The organism is Marinobacter sp., assembly GCF_048259445.1.
Taxonomy (GTDB): Bacteria; Pseudomonadota; Gammaproteobacteria; order Pseudomonadales; family Oleiphilaceae; genus Marinobacter.
In genome coordinates, this window is the sequence record NZ_JBLXHQ010000022.1 from 1 (window position 1) to 19,408 (window position 19,408).

Here is a 19,408-nt window from a genome sequence, read left to right on the forward strand (position 1 = left end):
GGTCGCCGCCTTTGCGGAATACCGCAGAGATTACGCGGGTGAGGGCGATTACCCACTGGAAGTGTTCCATGGATTTGGAGTTGATGAACACTTCGTACGGCTGCCGGCTTTCGTGGTCTGTGTCTTCGTTCAGGATGATGTCGTTGATGGTGATGTACATCGCGTGCTCGGCCACTGGCGGCTTGATCTTGTAGGTGGTGCCTACCAGAAACTCGGGCCGCTCGATGTATTCGTTCATCTTTACCAATGAAGATTCCGGCTGTGCCACCGGCTGTTCGCTGGGGGCATCTTTGTCGGCTTTCTTTACCCGGTAGCCGACGATTTTATTGCTGATTTTAACTGTCATGTCTCTTGTCCTGTGTCGGTGTTCCGGATCAATACTTTCCGTAGGTGCCTTCTTTGAGCGCGTCAAACAGGTTGGCAGCGGTGTGCATCTCGCCATCGTACTCTACCTGTTCGTTGCCTTTCAGCTCCACTTTGCTGCCGTCGTCGAGGGTGAACTCGTAGAGGGTGTTTTCAAGGTCTGTTTCTTTTACCAGCACGCCCTGGAAGGCTTCCGGGTTAAAGCGGAAGGTGGTGCAGCCTTTCAGGCCCATGTCGTAGGCATACAGGTAAATGTTCTTGAAATCCTGATAGGCGAAGTCGGTTGGTACGTTCGCGGTTTTGGAAATCGAGGAGTCTACCCACTTCTGCGCGGCAGCCTGAATATCTACGTGCTGTGCCGGGCTTACGTCATCCGAGGTGGTGAAGTAGCTGGGCAATTTTTTGTCTTCTTCGTCTGAGAAGGGCATGGCACCGGGGTTAACCAGGTGGCGATAGGCCAGCAGTTCGAAGGAGAACACGTCGACTTTTTCTTTGGTCTTGCGGCCTTCGCGGATTACGTTACGGGCGTAATGGTGCGAGAAGCTTGGCTCAATGCCGTTACTGGCGTTGTTGGCCAGTGACAGGCTGATAGTGCCGGTTGGTGCAATGGAGGTGTGGTGGGTAAAACGGCCACCTTTCTCAGCCAACTGTTCAACCAGCTCTGGCTCAACCTTGGCAATTTCCTGCATGTAGCGGCTGTACTTGGCGTGCAGTACGCGGCCTTTCAGCTTGTCGCCGATTTTGTGGCCATCTTTGGCCAGCTGTGGGTTTTTACCCATCATTTTCGGGGTAATTTCAAAGTCGTCGTCCATGATTGGCGCAACGCCTTTCTCTTCTGCCAGGGACAGCGACTGGCGCCAGCCTTCTACGGCCATTTCACGTACAACGTCTTCGGTGAACTGCACAGATTCAGAAGAACCGTATGGCATGCGCAGCATGGCGAGGGTTGAGCCCAGGCCCAGGATGCCCATGCCGTGGCGGCGCTTGTAGGTAATTTCGTGGCGCTGTTCGGCCAGGGGCAGGCCGTTGATTTCTACTACGTTGTCCAGCATGCGGGTGAAGATGCCCACAACCTTGCGGTACTTCTCATAGTTGAAGCTGGCTTTATCAGTGAACGGGTAGTCCACAAACTTGGTCAGATTCACAGAGCCCAGCAGGCAGCTGCCGTAAGGGGGCAGGGGCTGCTCGCCACAGGGGTTAGTGGCGCGGATGTCTTCACAGAACCAGTTGTTGTTCATCTGATTGACCTTGTCGATCAGGATGAAGCCGGGCTCTGCGTAATCGTAGGTAGAGGTCATGATGGTGTCCCAGATGAACTGGGCTTTCAGGGTGCGGTAGATACGGCACGCCACCTTGCCTTCGTCGTTTACCACATAGCCGTCCAGTATCGGGAAGTCGCGATATACGAACTGGCTGGGGTCTTCGAGCTTCAGGCCTTCTTCTTCAACTTCCTTCTGGGTAACCGGGAAGGAGAGGCTCCAGTCGCTATCGTTACGAACAGCTTCAATGAAGTCTTCGGTGATCAGCAAGGACAGGTTGAACTGGCGCAGGCGGCCGTCTTCACGCTTGGCCTGGATAAAATCGATAATATCCGGGTGGTGAACATCAAACGTCGCCATCTGGGCACCGCGGCGACCACCGGCAGAAGACACGGTAAAGCACATGCGGTCGAAGATATCCATGAACGACAGCGGGCCCGATGTGGTTGCACCTGCGCCGGCTACGTAGGCACCTTTGGGGCGCAGGGTAGAGAACTCATAACCGATACCACAGCCAGCCTTGAGGGTGAGGCCCGCTTCGTGGTTTTTCTCCAGGATGTCGTTCATGGAATCCTGAACGGAACCGGACACGGTGCAGTTTATGGTAGAGGTTGCAGGCTTGTGCGCTTCGGCACCGGCGTTGGAGGTAATCCGGCCGGCAGGAATGGCGCCGTTCTTGAGTGCCCAGGCAAAATTCTTCATGTGCTCGGCGCGCACATCTTTGTTTTCGACCTGTGACAGGGCAACGGCAACGCGGTGATACGTGGCGTTGATGTCCTTGTCTACGGCTTCGCCTGTTTTGGTTTTGAGCTGATATTTGCTGTTCCAGATATCAAGCGAAGTTTCCTGCATCGGAATCGATGTAACCACTGCCTCTGCCTTAGCGTTCATTGCCACCCTCAATCTTCAAGTATGTCTGTTGTCTGTCGATGGCACCCTTCAATCGGCGGTGCCATATCCCTGTAAAACGTTGCAAAACCTGCGCAGGCACTCTTGCCTTTCCAGCTATACGTGCAACCACTATATATAGTGCACGTGTAAAGCCGGGAAAAAGCTTTTTGCCCGGTGATTACTCTCTGATCACACCCTGGTTATGGCTGCCTGCGCGGCTCTGTGCGCTCTTGCACCTGCGTCGTCGCAGGTGAGCTATGAAGTCTTTGGCCCTATATATGGGCTTATTTTTGAAGAGTATAACAGGATATAGTGTTTTGTGAATTTAAGTGGAACTATTGATAAGCTGCTTCTCGCAAAGAAAATCAATGGGAGATGGCTTGCAAGACGGAAAACTCTGGTAAATCCGGCGCTTGGCCTGAAAAGCCGGGAATTACTACATGTTGTGGTCAAAAAATACACAGATACTAGGCAGAGAGGGCCTTTTGTCAGCAGGGCCATATGATTTGTGACTTCTGCACGTATTTGCAGTACACGTGTCGTTAGCGTAGGGGTGTGGCGTCGAATACCGTAGTGGCCCACAGGATGTGATAACAACGATAACAAGGAAAATAACAATGAAAGGCCTGAAACCTACATTGCTGGCGCTGTGTGTTGCGGGGGGGCCACCTGCAGCCATGGCAGAGATACAACGCCTGGATGATTTTGTGATGGGTAATATCACAGGGCAGGCAGGTGTGAGCATCGAACTTGAAACAAAGATCGATATTGGTCGTTTTCTCTATATAGACGAAGGCGCCCTGGCCGTAGAGAACATCAGTATCGGGGGTGCTGAGAGAACGAACTTCTTCGGATTTAACGGAATTGGCGGGCCCTCCGCCAATGACCGCCTGGATAACATTCGCATTGATATTGATGTGCTCAGTGATGGCGATGCTGCCATCAACATTGTGCCCACAAACTTTGCTGCGGTGGATTTCCGGATTACCACAGGTGCCTGGTATCTGGCGGCTACCGATGGAAGTAATAATTACACTGATCTGATTGACAACTTTTTTGCAGAAGGCTTGATGGGGCGTGGTTCGGTTCACATCGATACGGGATCTGACGTTATGCGCTTTCGAACGGCGTTTGCGATAGAGACCATGCAGTTCGATGTGCCATTCCTGGGGATTGGCGTTCGCGGCATGCAGGTTACCGGTGCTGATTACGACCGAACTTTCCCGAGCCCACTGGATTTGTTTGCGGAGGTGGATCTCTATATTTATGAAGGTGCCCGGTTCTCTAACGGCTGGTCGTCTCTGGCGATTGATATGCCTTCGTTCCGGGCAGACATCGGCGTAGATGAGCTGATTGTTGGCCAGCAGTCGATTGGCAGTATTTTTGTGGACGATCTGGCTATTACGGATACCGCAATGCGTATCTACGGTCACTAAAAGTTGTTGTAGTGAAAAAAAGCGGGAGCCAGGCTCCCGCTTTTTCGTTTGCCCGGCGAAGCCGGCAAACCCGGTCACCTGAAAGAAGGTGGCGTCACCCCGACCGAGGGGAAGACAATCCGACTGGCAAGGGCGTCGCTGGCCAACGGCGGGGTCTGAAGGAAGCCATAGGAAGCAAGATGGACGTAGCGAAAGCGAACCTGATTCGGCGGTCTGTTGGCGGTGAGCGTGCAAAATAGCGCGAAGCCCGATACTCGGTCAGCAGCAGGACGTGTTTGAGGATGGCCTATCTTGTAGGGAGCCGGTGCAGTAACCGGGGAAGCCTGACCCCAGTCCCTGATTTCAGGGCGCATGGCGCCAAGGTGAAAGCCAAGGTCGATGTGGGGGCGAGGTGGCAGATGACGCCGTAGTAGTGATGAAGTTCCGGCCTGAGAAAGCGGGTAACCGTGTGGAGGAGAAAACCGGAACGACCCCAAGCGGAGGTTTTGGGGTAACCGCCGAGGCGTAAGCCGATGCGGTTAGCGAAGGGCGGAAGTAAACGCAACAAGGGTTGTTGACCCTGAGAGCGTTGGAATGGGTTGATGCACAAGCCACCTGACGAGGTGGGGGCGCAGAGCCAGTGCCTGCCGGGAACGGTGAGGTTGCCCTCTGGTCTGTATCCGGGAGTAAGCCCGTGTTGGGCGGTAGATTGCCAAAGCGCTAGCACCCCGCTGAACACGAACTGAAGATCCCAGCCCTGAACAAGGCCTCTGGTGATACGCCCACACAGAGCGGCAGGCATGAGGACCTATTACAGCCTTTACAGTCGCTTGCTCTCGAAGCAAGCCTTGTACGATGCCTTCAGGCAGGTGAAACGCAACAAAGGTGCGGCCGGAATCGATGGGCAGAACCTGAGTGCGTTTGAAGCCAACTTGAAGACGGAGCTGTCGTGCCTGCTCACCGAGCTGAAGGAAAAGCGCTATCAGGCGCAACCGGTACGCCGCGTCACCATTCCCAAAGCGGATGGCGGTGAGCGATTACTGGGCATCCCGACGGTTCGGGACCGAGTCGTGCAACAAGCCGTGCGCGCGATACTGGAACCGATCTACGATGGGGATTTCCACCCGTCTAGCTACGGTTACCGACCGGGCCGAAGCGCCCACCACGCCATTGCCAAAGCCCAACTGTTCATCCGTCGCTATCACCGCCAATGGGTGGTGGATATGGATCTGTCCAAGTGCTTCGATACACTGGATCACGATCTCATCCTCCGCCAGTTCCGGCGGAAGGTAACGGATGGGAGCGTGCTGGGGCTGCTCCGGCAGTTCCTGCGCAGTGGTGTGATGGTCGGACACCAGTACGAAGCCACCCCAAACGGGAGTCCGCAAGGCGGGGTAATCAGCCCACTGGTTGCCAACGTCACTCTGGATGCCTTCGATCAGCACATGAAACGCCGGGGGCACCGGATCGTCCGCTACGCAGACGACATCCTGATCCTGTGTGGATCAAAGCCTGCGGCTCACAATGCGCTGAAGGTGGCGACCGCGTACCTGGAAGATGAACTGAAACTGACAGTCAACCGCCGCAAGACGCACCTCGCGCACAGTCGTGAGGGGGTTGCCTTCCTGGGTGTGGTGATCCATACGCGCTTCACACGCATACAGGATGCGAAGCTGCGGGGACTGAAAGCCAAGCTCAAAGAGTTCACCCGCCGCAACACCGGGGGGGGCTTGTCGGAGGTGATTCGACGGCTTAACCCGATACTGCGTGGGTTTATGAACTACTTCCGGGTGGCAAACGGCACACGGGTGATCAAGCAGTTGATGGGCTGGCTAAGACGGCGCTTGCGCTGTCTACAGCTCAAGCAGTGGAAAAAGCCAACCCGCCTGCACCGGCGATTGAAACAGCTGGGTTACAAACCGCCGTTCAAATCGATCCGGATGAAAAGCTGGCATAATGCGCAAAGCCCACTGGCCAGCTACGCGATACCCAACCGTTGGTTGCACGATGAACTGGGACTGGTCGATCTGACCCGCCAAAGAATGGGGCTCTGTGTCCCGGTACTGTAGGATAGGCGTTTACATGAGCCGTATACGTGGCCCGTATGTGCGGTTCTGTGAGAGGGCTGAGGCGGTAACGCCTCACCCTACTCGATGTTAGCCGAGAAGCAGGCTGTCGTCATCCACGGAAAGCCCGCGCTGGGTTTCAAACAGCTCCAGAAGATCTTTCACTTCCAGGCCTTCGCGGTCTTTGCCTTGAATATCGAATACCACCTCGCCCTGGTGCAGCATAACGGTACGACTGCCAACTTCCAGCGCCTGTTTCATGCTGTGGGTAACCATCAGAGCCGTCAGTTTCTGCTCCTCGATAATTTTGGTGGTGAGCTCCAGCACAAAAGCGGCAGTTTTGGGGTCCAATGCTGCGGTGTGCTCATCGAGCAGCAGAATGGAGGAGGGGGTCAGGCTCGCCATTAGCAAACTGACTGCCTGGCGTTGCCCGCCGGAGAGCAGGCCCATTTTGTCGCCAAGCCGGTTTTCTAGCCCGAGGTTCAGGGAAGAAAGGCTTTCCCGGAACTGTTCCATATACTGTTTTTTTACGGCTGTACCCAGGCTGCGGCGCTGGCCGCGTTTGATGGCGAGCGACAGGTTTTCCTCAATACTCAGGCCTTCGCAGGTGCCCGCTAGCGGGTCCTGAAACACCCGTGCCACACGGCCCGCACGTTTGTGGGTGGGCAGCTTCGTTACGTTGAGGTTATCGACAACAATGGTGCCGCTATCAACGATTACTTCACCCGCTAGGGCGTTCAGGAATGTGGACTTGCCGGCACCGTTACTACCAATCACGGTAACAAACTCTCCCTGATTAACCGTAAGGCTCATGCCCCGAAGAGCGGGGTTTTCCAGCGGTGTGCCTTTGCCAAAGGTAAGCCGCAGATCGGTTGCGCTGATCATAATGCCTCCTCAGGCTCTTTTGCGGGTGAATTTACTGACTAGGGAACTGCGGATACCGGGCAATACAATCGCCAGGGTAACCAGTACGGCGGTTATCAGGTTCAGGTCCTGCGCCTGCAGGCCAAGAAAATCGGCGTTAAGGGCAAAGGCGATGGCCAGTCGATAAATAATGGCACCAACTACGCAGGCGATCAGGGCGCGCACAACCGTTGACGGTGTGATCACGGCTTCACCGCCAATCAGCGAGGCGAGACCGATAACAATAACGCCAACCCCCATGGTGACATCGGCTGCACCCTGGCTCTGTGCAAACAGTGCGCCGGCAAGGCCAACCAGGCCATTTGATACGGCGACACCGAGAATGATCATGGTGCCGGTGGCAATGCCCTGGGCACGAGCCATTCGTGCGTTGGCCCCGGTTGCGCGCATGGCGAGGCCGGTTTCAGATTTCATAAAGCGCCAGAGCAGTATCAGGGCTATGAAGATCACAATCACGAATAGCAACACCGGCACTTGATGATATTCAAGGCCCAGTGAGTACCAGGGTGTGAGTACGGTGTCCTCGCCCAGCAGGGCAATGTTTGGCCGGCCCATAACCCGGAGGTTCACGGAATACAGGGCGATCATTGTGAGGATGGAGGCCAGCAGGTTAAGAATGTTCAGCTTAACGTTAAGAATGGCGGTTACCGCACCAGCGGCCATGCCGGCTAGCACTGCACAGCCGGTTGCCAGCCATGGATTCCAGCCTTCGATGATGAGTACGGCGGCAACGGCAGCGCCGAGGGGAAAACTGCCGTCAACGGTCAGGTCGGGGAAGTCGAGTACGCGAAAAGACAGATAGATGCCGAACGCAACCAGACCGTAAATAAGGCCTGTCTCAAGTGCGCCGTAGAATGCAATGTTACTGAGCATGGGGGAGATTCACCGTAAAATAAAAACGGGCGGGCTCCATATATAGAGGCCGCCCGTATAGGTATGGCGTTACTTGTCGCTCTTGACCACTTCTTCAGCTTCGGCGATTACATCATCAGCAATAGTGATGCCCATGCGTTCGCCGGCTTCCGGGTTAACAAACAGATCAAGCTTTTCCATGGTTTCTACCGGCATGTCGCCCGGTTTCTCACCTTCAAGGATGCGTGCAACCATGACACCGGCCTGGCGGCCATGATCGTAATAGTCAAAGCCCAGTGCGGCAACGGCGCCACGATCAACTGTTGCCGTGTCGGCTGCAAATACCGGGATTTTTGCACGCTCACCTACGGAAATGACCGCTTCTGCAGCACTGATGACGGTGTTGTCGGTTGTCAGGTAAATAGCATCAACTTTACCCACGAGCGAGCGAGCTGCGCCAAGAACTTCTGAGGTTTTGGTGGCTGCACCTTTAACCAGTGTCAGGCCACGGGCTTGCAGGCGTTCATCAAGCAATTCAATCAGCGATACTGCATTGGCTTCACCGGGATTGTAAACAGTGCCAATGCGCTTGGCATCCGGAACCATGCGCAACAGCATGTCCAGGTGTTTGTCGATGGGCAGCATATCGCTTACACCGGTAATGTTTGCGCCCGGTGCCTCGGCATCGTTGACCAGTTTTGCGCCAACCGGATCGGTTACGGCAGCAAACACTACTGGGATATTGCGGGCTGCAGCTGCAACGGTTTGTGCAGAAGGTGTTGCGATGGCCACGATCACGTCGGGGTTATCACCGATAAACTTGCGGGCAATCTGGGATGCGATGGCGGAATTCCCCTGAGCGCTCTCGTGCATGACCGTCAGGTTGTCACCTTCTGTATAGCCCCGTTCTGCGAGCTCGTCTTTTACGCCCTGGTAGACGGCATCCAGCGCCGGGTGTTCCACAATCTGCGTAATGGCGACAACGCGTGGCTCTGCAGCCTGTGAAAGACTTGCCAGTGCCATTAATGACGCGCCCAACAGGGCGCGCAGGGTTTGCTTGGCCATATGCCATCTCCGAGGTCTGTTGCGGTGGTTACGGTAATAAGGTGCGAGAGTTTATCACAGCAGCGCCACCTTGGTGGTAGCGCATGTTAACGTGAAGTTGGCCTGCCGGGTATTCTCGCGGGGGGAGTTTCTGGGCGGCTGGCCTGAGTCACGCTTTCGATGGCCATAATATGTTGAAATACACTACTAAAGTCTAAATAATGTATGCATAACTCAAATAACGAAAGCAAGGAATATCCATGGACACAACAATCAAGCTTCCACTGGACATGGTTTATCACTGGGAGAGCGCCAAGGCCAACGCCCTGTATATGACCCAGCCCATCGGTGGGGGCAAAGTGGTGGATTACACGTGGAGCAGGGCAGTTGATGAAGCCCGCCGCGTGGCTTCATATATCAAGTCACTTAATCTCCCTGAAAAAAGCCGGATTGGCCTGATCTCTAAAAACTGCGCCCAGTGGATCATGACTGACTGGGCTATATGGATGGCCGGGCATGTGTCCGTGCCGCTATACCCCACGCTGAATGCCGACACAGTCAATTACGTGTTGAATCACGCCGAGTGTGAGGTTCTGTTCGTGGGCAAACTGGACGACTGGGACATGATGAAGCCCGGAGTGCCGGAATCTGTTCGTTGCATTTCCTTCCCGCTCAGCCCGCCCAACGATTTTGAAACCTGGGACGATATTGTTGCCAAGTTTCCTCCGCTGGAAGAAAAAGTTCACCGCGATGCGGACGAGCTGGCGACGATTGTTTATACCTCAGGCAGTACCGGTAAGCCGAAAGGCGTCATGCTCAGCTTCCGGAATATGGCTTTCGCGGCTGAAGGTGGTATGGAGGTTCTGCAGGTGGGCTCCAATGAGCGCATGCTGTCCTATCTGCCGCTGGCCCATGTATTCGAGCGTACATTTGTTGAGCTGGCTTCATTGTATGCAGGCTTCCATGTCTTCTTCGCGGAATCCCTCGATACGTTTGTTGAGGACATGAAGCGTGCACAGCCAACGCTGTTCCTCTCGGTGCCCAGGCTGTGGGTCAAGTTTCAGCAGGGCGTTCTTCATAAGCTGCCGCAGAAGAAGCTGAATACACTGCTGAAAATTCCGGTGGTGAGCGGCCTGATCAAGAAGAAAATTCTCAAAGGACTTGGGCTGGATAAAGCCAAACTGGCCGGTAGCGGTTCTGCGCCGCTTGCGGGCGATGTACTGGACTGGTATCGCAACCTTGGCCTGGAGTTGCTTGAAGGCTATGGCATGTCAGAGAACTTTGCCTATTCTCACATCAACAAGCCAGGGCGCTCCCGTACCGGTTATGTGGGCGAGTCCATGCCGGGTGTGGAAACGAAAATCAGCCCTGAGGGCGAGATCCTGATCAAGAGCCCGGCCACCATGGTGGGTTATTACAAGGATGAAGAAAAAACCCGGGAAACCTTTACCGAAGATGGCTTCCTGAAAACCGGCGATAAAGGCGAAATTGATGAACTCGGCCGCCTGAAGATTACGGGCCGGATGAAAGAGATTTTCAAAACCAGCAAGGGCAAGTACATTGCACCCGCGCCGATTGAAAACCGCCTGATGGCGCATCAGTCGATTGAGATGGTCTGTGTTTCCGGGGCTAACCAGACTCAGCCTTTTGCCATCATTCAGCTGGCTGAGGGAATTCGGCCCAAAGTGGCAGATGAGAACTTTCGTAAGGAACTTGAGGCGAGTTTCGCTGAGCTTGTGGTTAACGTGAACAAGACAGTAGACCCCCACGAGCAGCTGGCCTTTGTGACAATCGTCAGTGATGAGTGGTCGATCGAGAACAGTTTTCTGACTCCGACGATGAAGCTGAAGCGTAACGTGGTGGAAGACGCCTACGAGAACAAGGTGAATGAGTGGTATGCAAGGCGCCAGAAGGTGATCTGGCAGTAACACATATTCTGATTTTGTGTTCAGACCAGGCCCGGCTTCGCCGGGCCTGGTTCGTTTCAGAGCCGACGTTAGTCGCATTGGGGAAAGCGGGTAGCGCGCCTAGAATTAGTTTATATCAGGAGGAGTTTATGACTCAGCTTTCGGCATTTCAGCGGCGCATCCATGAGGAAATTCCTCTTTCCCGCGCGCTGGGAATTAAATTGCACTCGTGGGACGGCAGTGCCCTGCTGGTGAGTGCGCCGCTTGAGCCCAACCGAAATCATCAAGGCACTGGCTTTGGTGGCAGTGTTTACTCGGTTGCTGTAACGGCGGCCTGGGGGGTCACGGAGCTTGCACTTGCCGATCTTGGTCTTAAGGGCAAGGTAGTAGTGCAGACCGGCAGCATTGATTATCTTGACCCGGTGAGCTCGGATTTTTACGCGATCTGCCGGCTCCCGGGGGATGAAATTCCTGAGCGCTTCAGAAAGAGCCTGGCGAAGCACGGCAAAGGCCGACTGGATTTGACCACTGAGGTGTTCTGCGGAACGCCCAACACTATACCGCAAGGCGATCCGGTTGCTGTGTTTCAGGGCCGGTTTGTGGTTCAGGATGCCCGTTCAAGGATGATGCCTTAGTTTTGAGGCGCCTGTCAGGCTATAGAACGGGTGTTGGATATTGACCGGCTCATCAGGATGATCGGTATGATTCCGGCCAACACAATAATAAGAGCCGGCAAGGCGCTGTGATACAGGCGTTCATCAGAGGCAAACTGGTACACGTAGGTAGCCAGGGTTTCAAAGTTGAACGGCCGGAGTATCAGTGTGGCCGGCAGCTCCTTCATACAGTCCACGAAAACCACCAGTGCAGCAGTAATCAGGGTTCCGCGAAGCATGGGGAGGTGCACCTTCACCAATGTTTTGCCGGGGCTGTTGCCCAATGAGCGGGAAGCCATATCCATGCTTGGGGTAATCTTCTGCAGCGCGCTTTCTACGCTTCCGGCAGACACGGCCAGAAACCTCACCGTGTAGGCAAACACGATGGCAAATGCCGAGCCACTGAGCAACAGGCCGGTGCTCACGCCAAAGAACTCTCGCATCAGGCTATCGAGCCAGTTATCAAACCCGGCGAGAGGTACAATAACACCGACTGCAAGCACGGCACCTGGCATGGCGTAACCCAGGCTTGAGAGGCGCATGAGCACTTGCATGCCGCGAGTGTTGTGCAGCCTGCGGCTGTACGCGAGGGTGATGCCGATTAACAGAGTGGTCAGTGCCGCTGTTCCTGAGAGAAACAGGCTGTTGAGGGTGTTGCGCACAAAGTCCGGGTTCCAGCTCTCGTCAAAATATTCCCAGGCGTAAACGCCCAGTGTGATGCCGGGGATAACAAAACCAAACACCACCGGCACCGCACAAACGGCAACGCAGATCAGTTGGCGTGGGAACGACATGGTAAAGCGGCGGATCGGATCGCGGTTGTCTCTGGCGGCGAACTGTTGCTGGCGCCGCCGGGAATAGCGCTCAAGTGTGACCAGAATAACAACAAATATGAGCATGGTTGTGGCTATCTGTGCCGCGCCACCCAGGTTACCGAGGTTCATCCATGTATCGAACAGGCCGGCGGTGAGGGTTTGTACGGCAAAGAAATCGACCGTGCCAAAGTCGTTCAGCGTTTCCATAAGCACCAGCGACAGGCCAACGGCAACGGCAGGGCGGGCAATGGGCAGAACCACTTTGAAAAAGGTGCTCAGCGCTGAGTGGCCAAGGCTGCGGCTGACTGCAAACAGGGAAGGTGACTGCTCCAGGAATGCGGCACGAGCAAGAAGATAAACATAAGGATAGAGCACCAGACCGATCATCAGCGTGGCGCCCTCCAGGCTGCGTATCTCGGGGAACCAGTAATCGGAAGCGTTGGCCCAGCCAAACCAGTCTCGCAGGGCGCCCTGAACGGGGCCGGCATAATCCAGAAGGCTGGTATATACATAGGCAATTACATAAGCCGGCACAGCGAAAGGCAGCAGCATGGCCCACTCAAAGAACTTGCGGCCGGGAAACTCGCACATGGTCACTGCCCAGGCCGTCGACAGACCGATTGCCAGAGTAATAATGCCGACACCGATCATGAGCTTGATGGTGGTGACCAGGTAGCGGGGCAAGGTGGTGTCTAACAGGTGAGGCCAGATGTTTTCTTCAGGGAAAAAGGCCAGAAAAATAACGGACAGAACGGGCAGGGCCACTATGGCTGTAGTGAGCAGTGCGCTGATCAGCCAGCGGCGTGAGGTGCGCTTTGCCAGCAGGGGCTGGGTAAGCCCGGGGTTAACGCTGGTTGCAGCCTCGCTCATGGGGGTCCTGTTATTGAGTTAAAGGGTGACGATTGTAGTCAGCTCAAATAGCCGCTGCAATGACCGGAATCATTTGCGGGGTTGATTCGTAAGTTGTTTGAAGGTGTGAGCGAGGGCGGCATTGCCACCCTCGCTGAGGTACTTATTCGCCGTCGAAGTCTACACGGTCAACGAGTTTGACTGCCTCGTTGCGGTGATCTGCAATTTCCTGCAATGAAAGGCTGTCTGGCTGGATGGCACCCCATTCCGCGACCAGCCCGGTGGGCTTGACGTTCGGGTTAGCAGGGTACTCTGTGTTAGCTGTAGCGTAGATGCCCTGGGCTTCCGACGATGACAGGAATTCCATCAGCTTAATGGCGTTGTCCCGGTTAGGGGCGCTTTTGGTCAGGGAAATACCACTGATGTTGATGTGGGTCCCGCGGCCATCGGCATTCGGGAACACAAGGCGAACGGCTTCTGCTGCCGGGCGCTGGCTCTCATCCTCCAGCATGTTGCCGTAGTAATAGCTGTTGCCGATAGAAACATCGCACACACCTTCCGCAATCGCCTTGATCTGATCGCGATCGCCGCCCTGGGGTTTGCGGGCGAGGTTGTCTTTGAGGCCTTTCAGCCAGGTTTCTGTCTCGGCTTCGCCGTGATGGACGATCATGGATGAGATCAGAGCGATGTTATACGGGTGCTTGCCGCTGCGGGTGCAGATGCGGTTATCCCATTTGTCGTCGGCCAGCTGCTCGTAGGTTGTGATTTCACCTTCCTCAACGCGCTCTTTGGAGGTGTAGATCAGGCGGGCGCGGGTTGTAAGAGCAAACCACTTGCCATCCGGATGACGAAGGTTTTCCGGAACGTTTTTCTCCAGTACATCGTTGTCGACGCCCTGGACCAGATCACGCTCAACCAGTTCGTTAAGACGCGAGATGTCGGTGGTCATCACGATATCTGCAGGGCTGTTTCGGCCTTCGCGCTCAAGGCGCTCAGCCAGGCCTTGCTTGGCAAATACCACATTGCTCTTGATGCCGGTTTCTTTTTCAAACGCATTCAACAATGGCTCAAGAAGGTACGCCTGACGGTAGGAGTAGATGTTAACGTCGCCGTCTGCGGAAGCAGCGAGGGGAAGAGCGGTAAGAGCGATTGCCGCGGTTGCAGCCAGTTTCATGCGCATAGTGCCATCCTTAAGTGATTCTGATCGGGTTTGCACCTGCGAGTGAATTGATCACAGGTGACTTAAAACGCCAACCATTCTCATTTGTATTACGCGCCAAGTCAATATCACCTAGGAGATACATGCTGTAAAGTGGTGGTATCCTTAAAATTGCACTATAAAATGTATTATTCGCAACAACATACAATACTCTGCGAGGTATCGCAGAAAAGCGTTGGAACCTGGCCGATGGCTTCAGATGACCGCAGAGAGCACTTTCGCACAGCGATGAGTGCAAAAGTAAAAGTGAGCCACGAACAGCAGGGCGAGTTTTTGTTCTCGACCCGGGACATATCAGATGGTGGTGTGTTTATAGTGGTTGATGCAGAGCCATTTGCGCCCGAGCTGGGAGACAAAGTAAAGGTTCAGGTGCAGGGGTTACCTGTGCCGGCGCCTGAGCTGTGCATGGTTGTGGTTCGAAAAACCATTGACGGCTTCGGTCTGCAGTTTGATGAGAGTGTTAACTGAAAGGCATCTTCATCGCGCGGCGTGCGATGCTGATTGATACAGAGTGATGCTGTTTACTGTGGCCCTGTGATGTCTGTCACATTGCTACAAACTGTTTCGGGCTGAAGGTTATCGTTACGGATTGTCTTGTTGCCGTTACTTTGAAATACCAAAATGTAATGGACTATTCCGGCCAACCGTAGAAAAATGGTAACCATCAAAATTGCGTATTCAGGAGTGAAGCGTGGGCGTCTGTCAGAGAAAAATTGCGGTACATGATCTGGAGGTTGGCATGTTTGTGTCCGATCTCGATCGGCCGTGGCATCAGACGCCTTTCCCCATTCAGGGTTTTCACATCCGTTCCCAGGATGATATCCGCGCATTGGTCTCCCATTGTAAGTGGGTATCCATAGATGTTGCCGAAACCCGGGATTCCGTAGAGCTCGCCAAAATCACGCGCCCCGCCTTCGGCACGAAGAGTCGGCGCAAGGGTGAAGGGCGGGACGAGCTGCATCTCCCTCCGTTGAGCGTAAGGGAGCCTGTAACCTACCAGACCGTCACCACGCTGAAGCGTGAAATGAAAGAGTCGAGCAGTTTGCTGGAAGACGCTGGAGTTGCGCTTGAGGGGCTTTACAGGACTTTTGCGACTGAGAATATAAAAGATCTGCGGCCGGTAGCTGCGGTTATCAATAAAATGGTACGCAGTGTTATTCGCCAGCCAGACGCTTTGCTGTGGCTCAGTCGCATTCGGCAGCATGATAATCATGTTTACCGGCATGCACTGAATACGTCGGTATGGGCACTCGTTTGCGGGCGCCAGCTGGGATTGAATGAGGGTTTGCTGAATCACCTTGGCCTGGGCTGTTTATTATCTCAGGTTGGTAAAACCAGATTGCCTGCCGAATTACTTAGCCGGGAAGGGCAGTTGGTTCCGGAAGAATATGCGCTCTACCGTACCTATGTTGATAAAGGTATGGCCATTCTCGAAGATAGCGGCCTGTCACGTGCGGTTCTGAGTGTGGTGCAGGGTCATCGTGAGCGGCATAACGGCTCGGGGTTTCCGGAAGGCGTGCGCGGAGACAGGATCCCCCTGTTGGCTAAAATAGCCGGGCTTGCGGAGTTCTTCGAATCTCTTATCGAACCGAGGGAGCGTCTTGCTGAGCCGATGACTCCGGCGAAAGCCGTGACGCTGCTATACGATATGAGGAACATCGAGTTTCAGGGCGATCTGGTCGAGAGCTTTATTCAGGCGATTGGCATTTATCCGACTGGTAGTCTGGTTGAATTGACCGACGGGCAGCGTGGTATTGTTGTTTCTCACTCGGCCGCACGCAGGCTTTGGCCGCGCGTTATGGTGATGACTGACCGTTATCATACGCCGTTGAGAGCCGCCAAGGTTGTTGATCTTGCGAAGTACAATGAAAGCCGTGCAGCGGCAGAAGTTCTGGCCATCAAGGAGTGCCTTGCCCACGGAACGGATGGCCTGGATCCCGCCGGTTACGATGTGACCGGCACAGAATCGCGTTGGAGCTTTTCCCGGCTGATCAGTCGGTAATAACGACTCTAAGGCTTTTTCGCACCCACCGATAAGTATTTTCTGGCAGAAGGCTTATAACGATTTCGGATTCGCCATCGGCGAGTCCAGCTATGTAGTACTCCACTGCTGCCGTTTGCCAGCTGTAGGAGTGCAGCACAACATCCTGTGGACGGGTTGTAATGGCCTCCACGTTTGCAAGGTCAAGTCCCCCGCGAATACGCCGTATGTTCACCTGTTTTATAGCTGTGTCGTTTGCCGGGTGCCTGGCTATGTGGTTATCCAGGTAAAATCGGTTTCCAATAGTGGTCGAGATGGCATTCAGTTCCCGTGTGAGATAAAGCCGGGCATCTTCAGCGTCAACCTCATCCATTGAACGAACAGCTTCAAGAATTCTCTGCCTTCTGGCGCTTAAATCCTGTTTGTAATCAACGTCTGGATCCCAGTCGTCTTCGTCTTCCGGGCGTTCCGGCGCATTGTTGATCTCTTCTTCAGTGGGTGGCTGCTCGCACAGCTCATCGCCTTCAGGGTAGAAACAGATGGCCGCGAGTAGCTGGTTCGCGGGCGACGGCGGATTACCGGTTGCGTTGAATTCCGCTTCGCTGACGGCAAAGTCGATCGGGCTTGTGAGGTTGGGAAGCGCTGCATTCAGTTGCTGGATGACGCGATTCCGGATATCGATGCCTTCATTTTCCTGAACGTTCTCGGTCCAGTTGAGTGCGATGAGAAAGCGGGTAAGGTTGGTCAGAGGTATGCGGGTGATGAGTTGTTGTTCAGTAATTGTGTGAGTACTGAGGCCCTCATCGTCCACAGAAGGGGTCGTAAGCTGCGCCCTGATATCCGGGAAGAACTCCAGTGGTGTTATCCATTCCTGAGCAGGTACGCCTTCAGCTATCAGCAGGTTGCCAACCCGGAGATCGAGCGTTTCTCCCGGATAGTATACAAACTGTCCGTTCGCATCCGTTCTGCCGGTCTGGCTGGCGGTTTGATAGGATATTCCGCTTATGCCCAGAGCATTGACTCTGCCGATGCTCGTATCACTGCTGCTGCCGCCACTGTCGCCACCAAAGCATCCGGAAAGAAGCGGGCTGATACACAGTGTGATCAAAAGCGCATGGGGCAGAGTCAGTAATGGGCGAGTGAGGTGAGCGACAGCCATGGTTCGTCGTGCTTTCCCTGTGTTTGGGCCGGGCCAGCGGCACGGTTGTGGACGGCCGATTGTAAGTTGTTGTAACCGCATTATAGGGAGCCATACCGGGCTATATCGGGATACCTGTCGCAGTTTGCAGATTTGCCGGTACCTTCAAGGCCGAACTCAAGCAAGGCTGAACTCAAGCCTTGAAATAAACGCAGGAGCCTCAATAAATGAGGGTCTTCTGACTATCTCTTTTTCGAATCGGAACCTGTTATGACCAATGCGCTGGAAATTGAGGGGCTCACTAAAACCTATGGCAGCGGGTTCGAAGCTCTCAAGGGAATCGACCTTCAAGTGGCGCAAGGTGATTTCTTTGCTTTGTTGGGCCCGAACGGCGCGGGCAAATCCACTACGCTGGGCATTGTGTGTTCTCTGGTGACCAAGTCCGCCGGCAAGGTAAAGGTGTTCGGCTACGACATTGATACCCGCCTATCGGATGCCAAGCTCCACCTGGGCGTTGTGCCTCAGGAATTCAACTTCAACCAGTTTGAGAAGGTGTTTGATATTGTCACCATTCAGGCCGGTTATTATGGGATTCCCCTGAAAAAAGCGGCTGTCTCTGCTGAGAAATACCTGAAAAAACTCGGGCTATGGGACAAGCGTAATACGCCAGCCCGGATGCTGTCTGGTGGCATGAAGCGAAGGCTGATGATTGCCCGTGCCCTGGTGCATGAGCCGAAACTGCTGATTCTGGATGAGCCTACGGCGGGGGTTGATATTGAGCTGAGGCGATCCATGTGGTTGTTCCTTGAGGAAATGAACCGGCAGGGCACCACTATTATTCTGACCACTCACTATCTGGAAGAAGCGGAAGCCCTGTGCCGGAACATCGCCATTATTGATCACGGCCGTATTATCCGGAACACCAGCAAGCGGGAATTGCTGCAGCAGCTCAGCCTCGAAACATTCCTGCTGGATGCGGAAACCGCACTGGAGCGCGCCCCGGAACTTGACGGTTTTTCATGCCGGCTCGATGACGAAGGCGTGCTTGAAGTGGATGTCCACAAAGGGCAGGCGCTCAACGATGTTTTCATTCAGCTGGAGCAGCAAGGAATCAAAGTGGTCAGTATGCGCACCAAAGCAAACCGCCTGGAAGAGTTGTTCGTCCGCATGGTGGAACAGAATGAACCGGCTGCAGAAGCGGTAACGGAGGGCAGGAAATGAATGCAAATGCTCTGTTCACCGCGTATATCACGATTGTTTTGAGAGAGATTCGCCGGTTTACCCGAATCTGGCCGCAGACCCTGCTGCCGCCTGCTGTCACCATGACGCTGTACTTTATTATTTTCGGAAATCTGATCGGCTCGAGAATCGGTGAAATGGGCGGTTTCGATTATATGTCGTTCATCGTGCCCGGGCTCATCATGATGGCGGTGATTACCAGCTCATACGCCAACGTGGTGTCGTCTTTTTTCTCCATGAAATTCCAGCGAAGCGTCGAGGAGCTGCTGGTATCGCCGGTGCCGAACTGGGTTATTCTGGCTGGCTATGTGACCGGGGGTATGGCTCGCGGCCTCGGAATAGGGGTTATCGTAACCCTGTTGTCACTGGCGTTTACGCGCTTGCAGATTCACAACCTGCCGATGGTTGTGGTAACGGTATTTCTGACTTCTGCACTGTTTGCTGTCGGTGGTTTTATCAACGCCTTGCTGGCGACCAAGTTTGATGATGTGTCTATCGTGCCCACCTTCGTTCTGACGCCGCTGACGTATCTTGGCGGGGTGTTCTACAGCATTGATCTGCTACCGGAGTTCTGGCAGGGCGTTTCTATGGTTAACCCGATTCTGTATATGGTGAATGGCTTCCGGTTCGGCATACTCGGTGTTTCTGATGTAAACCCGTTTGTGTCTCTTGGTATGATTCTGGCTTTCATCGCCGCGCTTACGTTTGTTGCGCTTAAACTGCTGGCGCGGGGAAAAGGCATTCGCCACTGATCTCGGGGCGATCTTTTTTCAGGCCTGTATTCATGACTATT

At 54.4% G+C, this 19,408-nt stretch carries 15 protein-coding genes and 1 pseudogene; 8 read left to right on the plus strand and 8 right to left on the minus strand.

The window, feature by feature from the left end; genetic code table 11:
* Both ACN0RL_RS14895 and ACN0RL_RS14900 read right to left on the minus strand, forming a co-directional pair.
* A pseudogene (locus tag ACN0RL_RS14895) lies at positions 1–346 on the minus strand (NrdJb); the annotation flags it as partial.
* A gap of 28 nt (positions 347–374) precedes the next feature.
* On the minus strand, positions 375–2,513 hold the full coding sequence (locus tag ACN0RL_RS14900; protein WP_417518162.1) for an adenosylcobalamin-dependent ribonucleoside-diphosphate reductase: 2,139 nt from the start codon (positions 2,511–2,513) through the stop codon (positions 375–377).
* Between the two features lie 617 nt (positions 2,514–3,130).
* Here ACN0RL_RS14900 and ACN0RL_RS14905 point away from each other — a divergent pair.
* Positions 3,131–3,949 (plus strand): DUF6160 family protein, encoded by an 819-nt coding sequence (locus ACN0RL_RS14905; protein WP_417518164.1) that lies wholly within the window; start codon positions 3,131–3,133, stop codon positions 3,947–3,949.
* A 779-nt stretch (positions 3,950–4,728) separates the two neighbouring features.
* A complete protein-coding gene (gene ltrA / locus ACN0RL_RS14910) occupies positions 4,729–5,997 on the plus strand; it encodes a group II intron reverse transcriptase/maturase (RefSeq protein ID WP_417518166.1) in 1,269 nt (422 codons plus the stop codon).
* An 87-nt stretch (positions 5,998–6,084) separates the two neighbouring features.
* On the opposite strand, the gene ACN0RL_RS14915 is transcribed toward ltrA, so the two are convergent.
* The 3 genes from ACN0RL_RS14915 to ACN0RL_RS14925 form a co-directional block, all read right to left on the minus strand.
* Positions 6,085–6,879, minus strand: a complete 795-nt coding sequence (locus ACN0RL_RS14915; protein WP_417518168.1) for an ABC transporter ATP-binding protein — start codon at positions 6,877–6,879, stop codon at positions 6,085–6,087.
* A gap of 9 nt (positions 6,880–6,888) precedes the next feature.
* Positions 6,889–7,791: an ABC transporter permease gene (locus ACN0RL_RS14920; RefSeq protein ID WP_417518170.1), complete on the minus strand. Its 903-nt coding sequence runs from the start codon at positions 7,789–7,791 to the stop codon at positions 6,889–6,891.
* A gap of 69 nt (positions 7,792–7,860) precedes the next feature.
* Positions 7,861–8,835 carry an ABC transporter substrate-binding protein gene (locus tag ACN0RL_RS14925; RefSeq protein WP_417518172.1) on the minus strand — a complete coding sequence of 325 codons (975 nt, stop codon included), beginning with the start codon at positions 8,833–8,835 and terminating at the stop codon, positions 7,861–7,863.
* 239 nt (positions 8,836–9,074) lie between these two features.
* Between ACN0RL_RS14925 and ACN0RL_RS14930 the strand changes: the two genes are divergently transcribed.
* Both ACN0RL_RS14930 and ACN0RL_RS14935 read left to right on the plus strand, forming a co-directional pair.
* The gene (locus ACN0RL_RS14930) at positions 9,075–10,742 is read left to right on the plus strand and encodes an AMP-binding protein (protein WP_417518174.1); all 1,668 of its coding nucleotides are present in this window, start codon (positions 9,075–9,077) and stop codon (positions 10,740–10,742) included.
* Between the two features lie 128 nt (positions 10,743–10,870).
* Positions 10,871–11,356, plus strand: coding sequence for a thioesterase domain-containing protein (locus tag ACN0RL_RS14935; RefSeq protein ID WP_417518176.1), 486 nt, complete (start codon positions 10,871–10,873; stop codon positions 11,354–11,356).
* 14 nt (positions 11,357–11,370) lie between these two features.
* Here ACN0RL_RS14935 and ACN0RL_RS14940 read toward each other — a convergent pair whose 3' ends face one another.
* Entirely contained in the window at positions 11,371–13,059 is a 1,689-nt protein-coding gene (locus ACN0RL_RS14940) for an ABC transporter permease (protein ID WP_417518178.1), read from the minus strand.
* 142 nt (positions 13,060–13,201) lie between these two features.
* A complete protein-coding gene (locus ACN0RL_RS14945) occupies positions 13,202–14,218 on the minus strand; it encodes a Fe(3+) ABC transporter substrate-binding protein (protein ID WP_417518180.1) in 1,017 nt (338 codons plus the stop codon).
* A 228-nt stretch (positions 14,219–14,446) separates the two neighbouring features.
* Between ACN0RL_RS14945 and ACN0RL_RS14950 the strand changes: the two genes are divergently transcribed.
* Together ACN0RL_RS14950 and ACN0RL_RS14955 are read left to right on the plus strand one after the other, a co-directional pair.
* Complete coding sequence (locus tag ACN0RL_RS14950) at positions 14,447–14,725, plus strand: PilZ domain-containing protein (RefSeq protein ID WP_417518182.1); 279 nt, start codon at positions 14,447–14,449, stop codon at positions 14,723–14,725.
* A 223-nt stretch (positions 14,726–14,948) separates the two neighbouring features.
* Positions 14,949–16,259 (plus strand): HD-GYP domain-containing protein, encoded by a 1,311-nt coding sequence (locus tag ACN0RL_RS14955; protein WP_417518184.1) that lies wholly within the window; start codon positions 14,949–14,951, stop codon positions 16,257–16,259.
* Here the strand turns inward: ACN0RL_RS14955 and ACN0RL_RS14960 are convergent.
* Positions 16,249–17,397 (minus strand): organic solvent ABC transporter permease, encoded by a 1,149-nt coding sequence (locus ACN0RL_RS14960; RefSeq protein ID WP_417518186.1) that lies wholly within the window; start codon positions 17,395–17,397, stop codon positions 16,249–16,251. The genes ACN0RL_RS14955 and ACN0RL_RS14960 overlap by 11 nt on opposite strands.
* Before the next feature lie 249 nt (positions 17,398–17,646).
* On the opposite strand from ACN0RL_RS14960, the gene ACN0RL_RS14965 reads away from it, so the two are divergent.
* Both ACN0RL_RS14965 and ACN0RL_RS14970 read left to right on the plus strand, forming a co-directional pair.
* Entirely contained in the window at positions 17,647–18,597 is a 951-nt protein-coding gene (locus ACN0RL_RS14965; RefSeq protein WP_417518188.1) for an ABC transporter ATP-binding protein, read from the plus strand.
* Positions 18,594–19,367: an ABC transporter permease gene (locus ACN0RL_RS14970; protein ID WP_417518190.1), complete on the plus strand. Its 774-nt coding sequence runs from the start codon at positions 18,594–18,596 to the stop codon at positions 19,365–19,367. The genes ACN0RL_RS14965 and ACN0RL_RS14970 overlap by 4 nt, the downstream gene beginning before the upstream one ends.
* The last annotated feature ends 41 nt before the right edge of the window (positions 19,368–19,408 follow it).

What these genes read in the sequence shown, in the direction of transcription:
- ACN0RL_RS14900 (WP_417518162.1), bottom strand. Translation starts at nt 2,513, where the DNA reads ATGAACGCTAAGGCAGAGGCAGTGGTTACATCGATTCCGATGCAGGAA.
- ACN0RL_RS14905 (WP_417518164.1), top strand. Translation starts at nt 3,131, where the DNA reads ATGAAAGGCCTGAAACCTACATTGCTGGCGCTGTGTGTTGCGGGGGGG.
- ltrA (WP_417518166.1), top strand. Translation starts at nt 4,729, where the DNA reads ATGAGGACCTATTACAGCCTTTACAGTCGCTTGCTCTCGAAGCAAGCC.
- ACN0RL_RS14915 (WP_417518168.1), bottom strand. Translation starts at nt 6,879, where the DNA reads ATGATCAGCGCAACCGATCTGCGGCTTACCTTTGGCAAAGGCACACCG.
- ACN0RL_RS14920 (WP_417518170.1), bottom strand. Translation starts at nt 7,791, where the DNA reads ATGCTCAGTAACATTGCATTCTACGGCGCACTTGAGACAGGCCTTATT.
- ACN0RL_RS14925 (WP_417518172.1), bottom strand. Translation starts at nt 8,835, where the DNA reads ATGGCCAAGCAAACCCTGCGCGCCCTGTTGGGCGCGTCATTAATGGCA.
- ACN0RL_RS14930 (WP_417518174.1), top strand. Translation starts at nt 9,075, where the DNA reads ATGGACACAACAATCAAGCTTCCACTGGACATGGTTTATCACTGGGAG.
- ACN0RL_RS14935 (WP_417518176.1), top strand. Translation starts at nt 10,871, where the DNA reads ATGACTCAGCTTTCGGCATTTCAGCGGCGCATCCATGAGGAAATTCCT.
- ACN0RL_RS14940 (WP_417518178.1), bottom strand. Translation starts at nt 13,059, where the DNA reads ATGAGCGAGGCTGCAACCAGCGTTAACCCCGGGCTTACCCAGCCCCTG.
- ACN0RL_RS14945 (WP_417518180.1), bottom strand. Translation starts at nt 14,218, where the DNA reads ATGCGCATGAAACTGGCTGCAACCGCGGCAATCGCTCTTACCGCTCTT.
- ACN0RL_RS14950 (WP_417518182.1), top strand. Translation starts at nt 14,447, where the DNA reads ATGGCTTCAGATGACCGCAGAGAGCACTTTCGCACAGCGATGAGTGCA.
- ACN0RL_RS14960 (WP_417518186.1), bottom strand. Translation starts at nt 17,397, where the DNA reads ATGGCTGTCGCTCACCTCACTCGCCCATTACTGACTCTGCCCCATGCG.
- ACN0RL_RS14965 (WP_417518188.1), top strand. Translation starts at nt 17,647, where the DNA reads ATGACCAATGCGCTGGAAATTGAGGGGCTCACTAAAACCTATGGCAGC.
- ACN0RL_RS14970 (WP_417518190.1), top strand. Translation starts at nt 18,594, where the DNA reads ATGAATGCAAATGCTCTGTTCACCGCGTATATCACGATTGTTTTGAGA.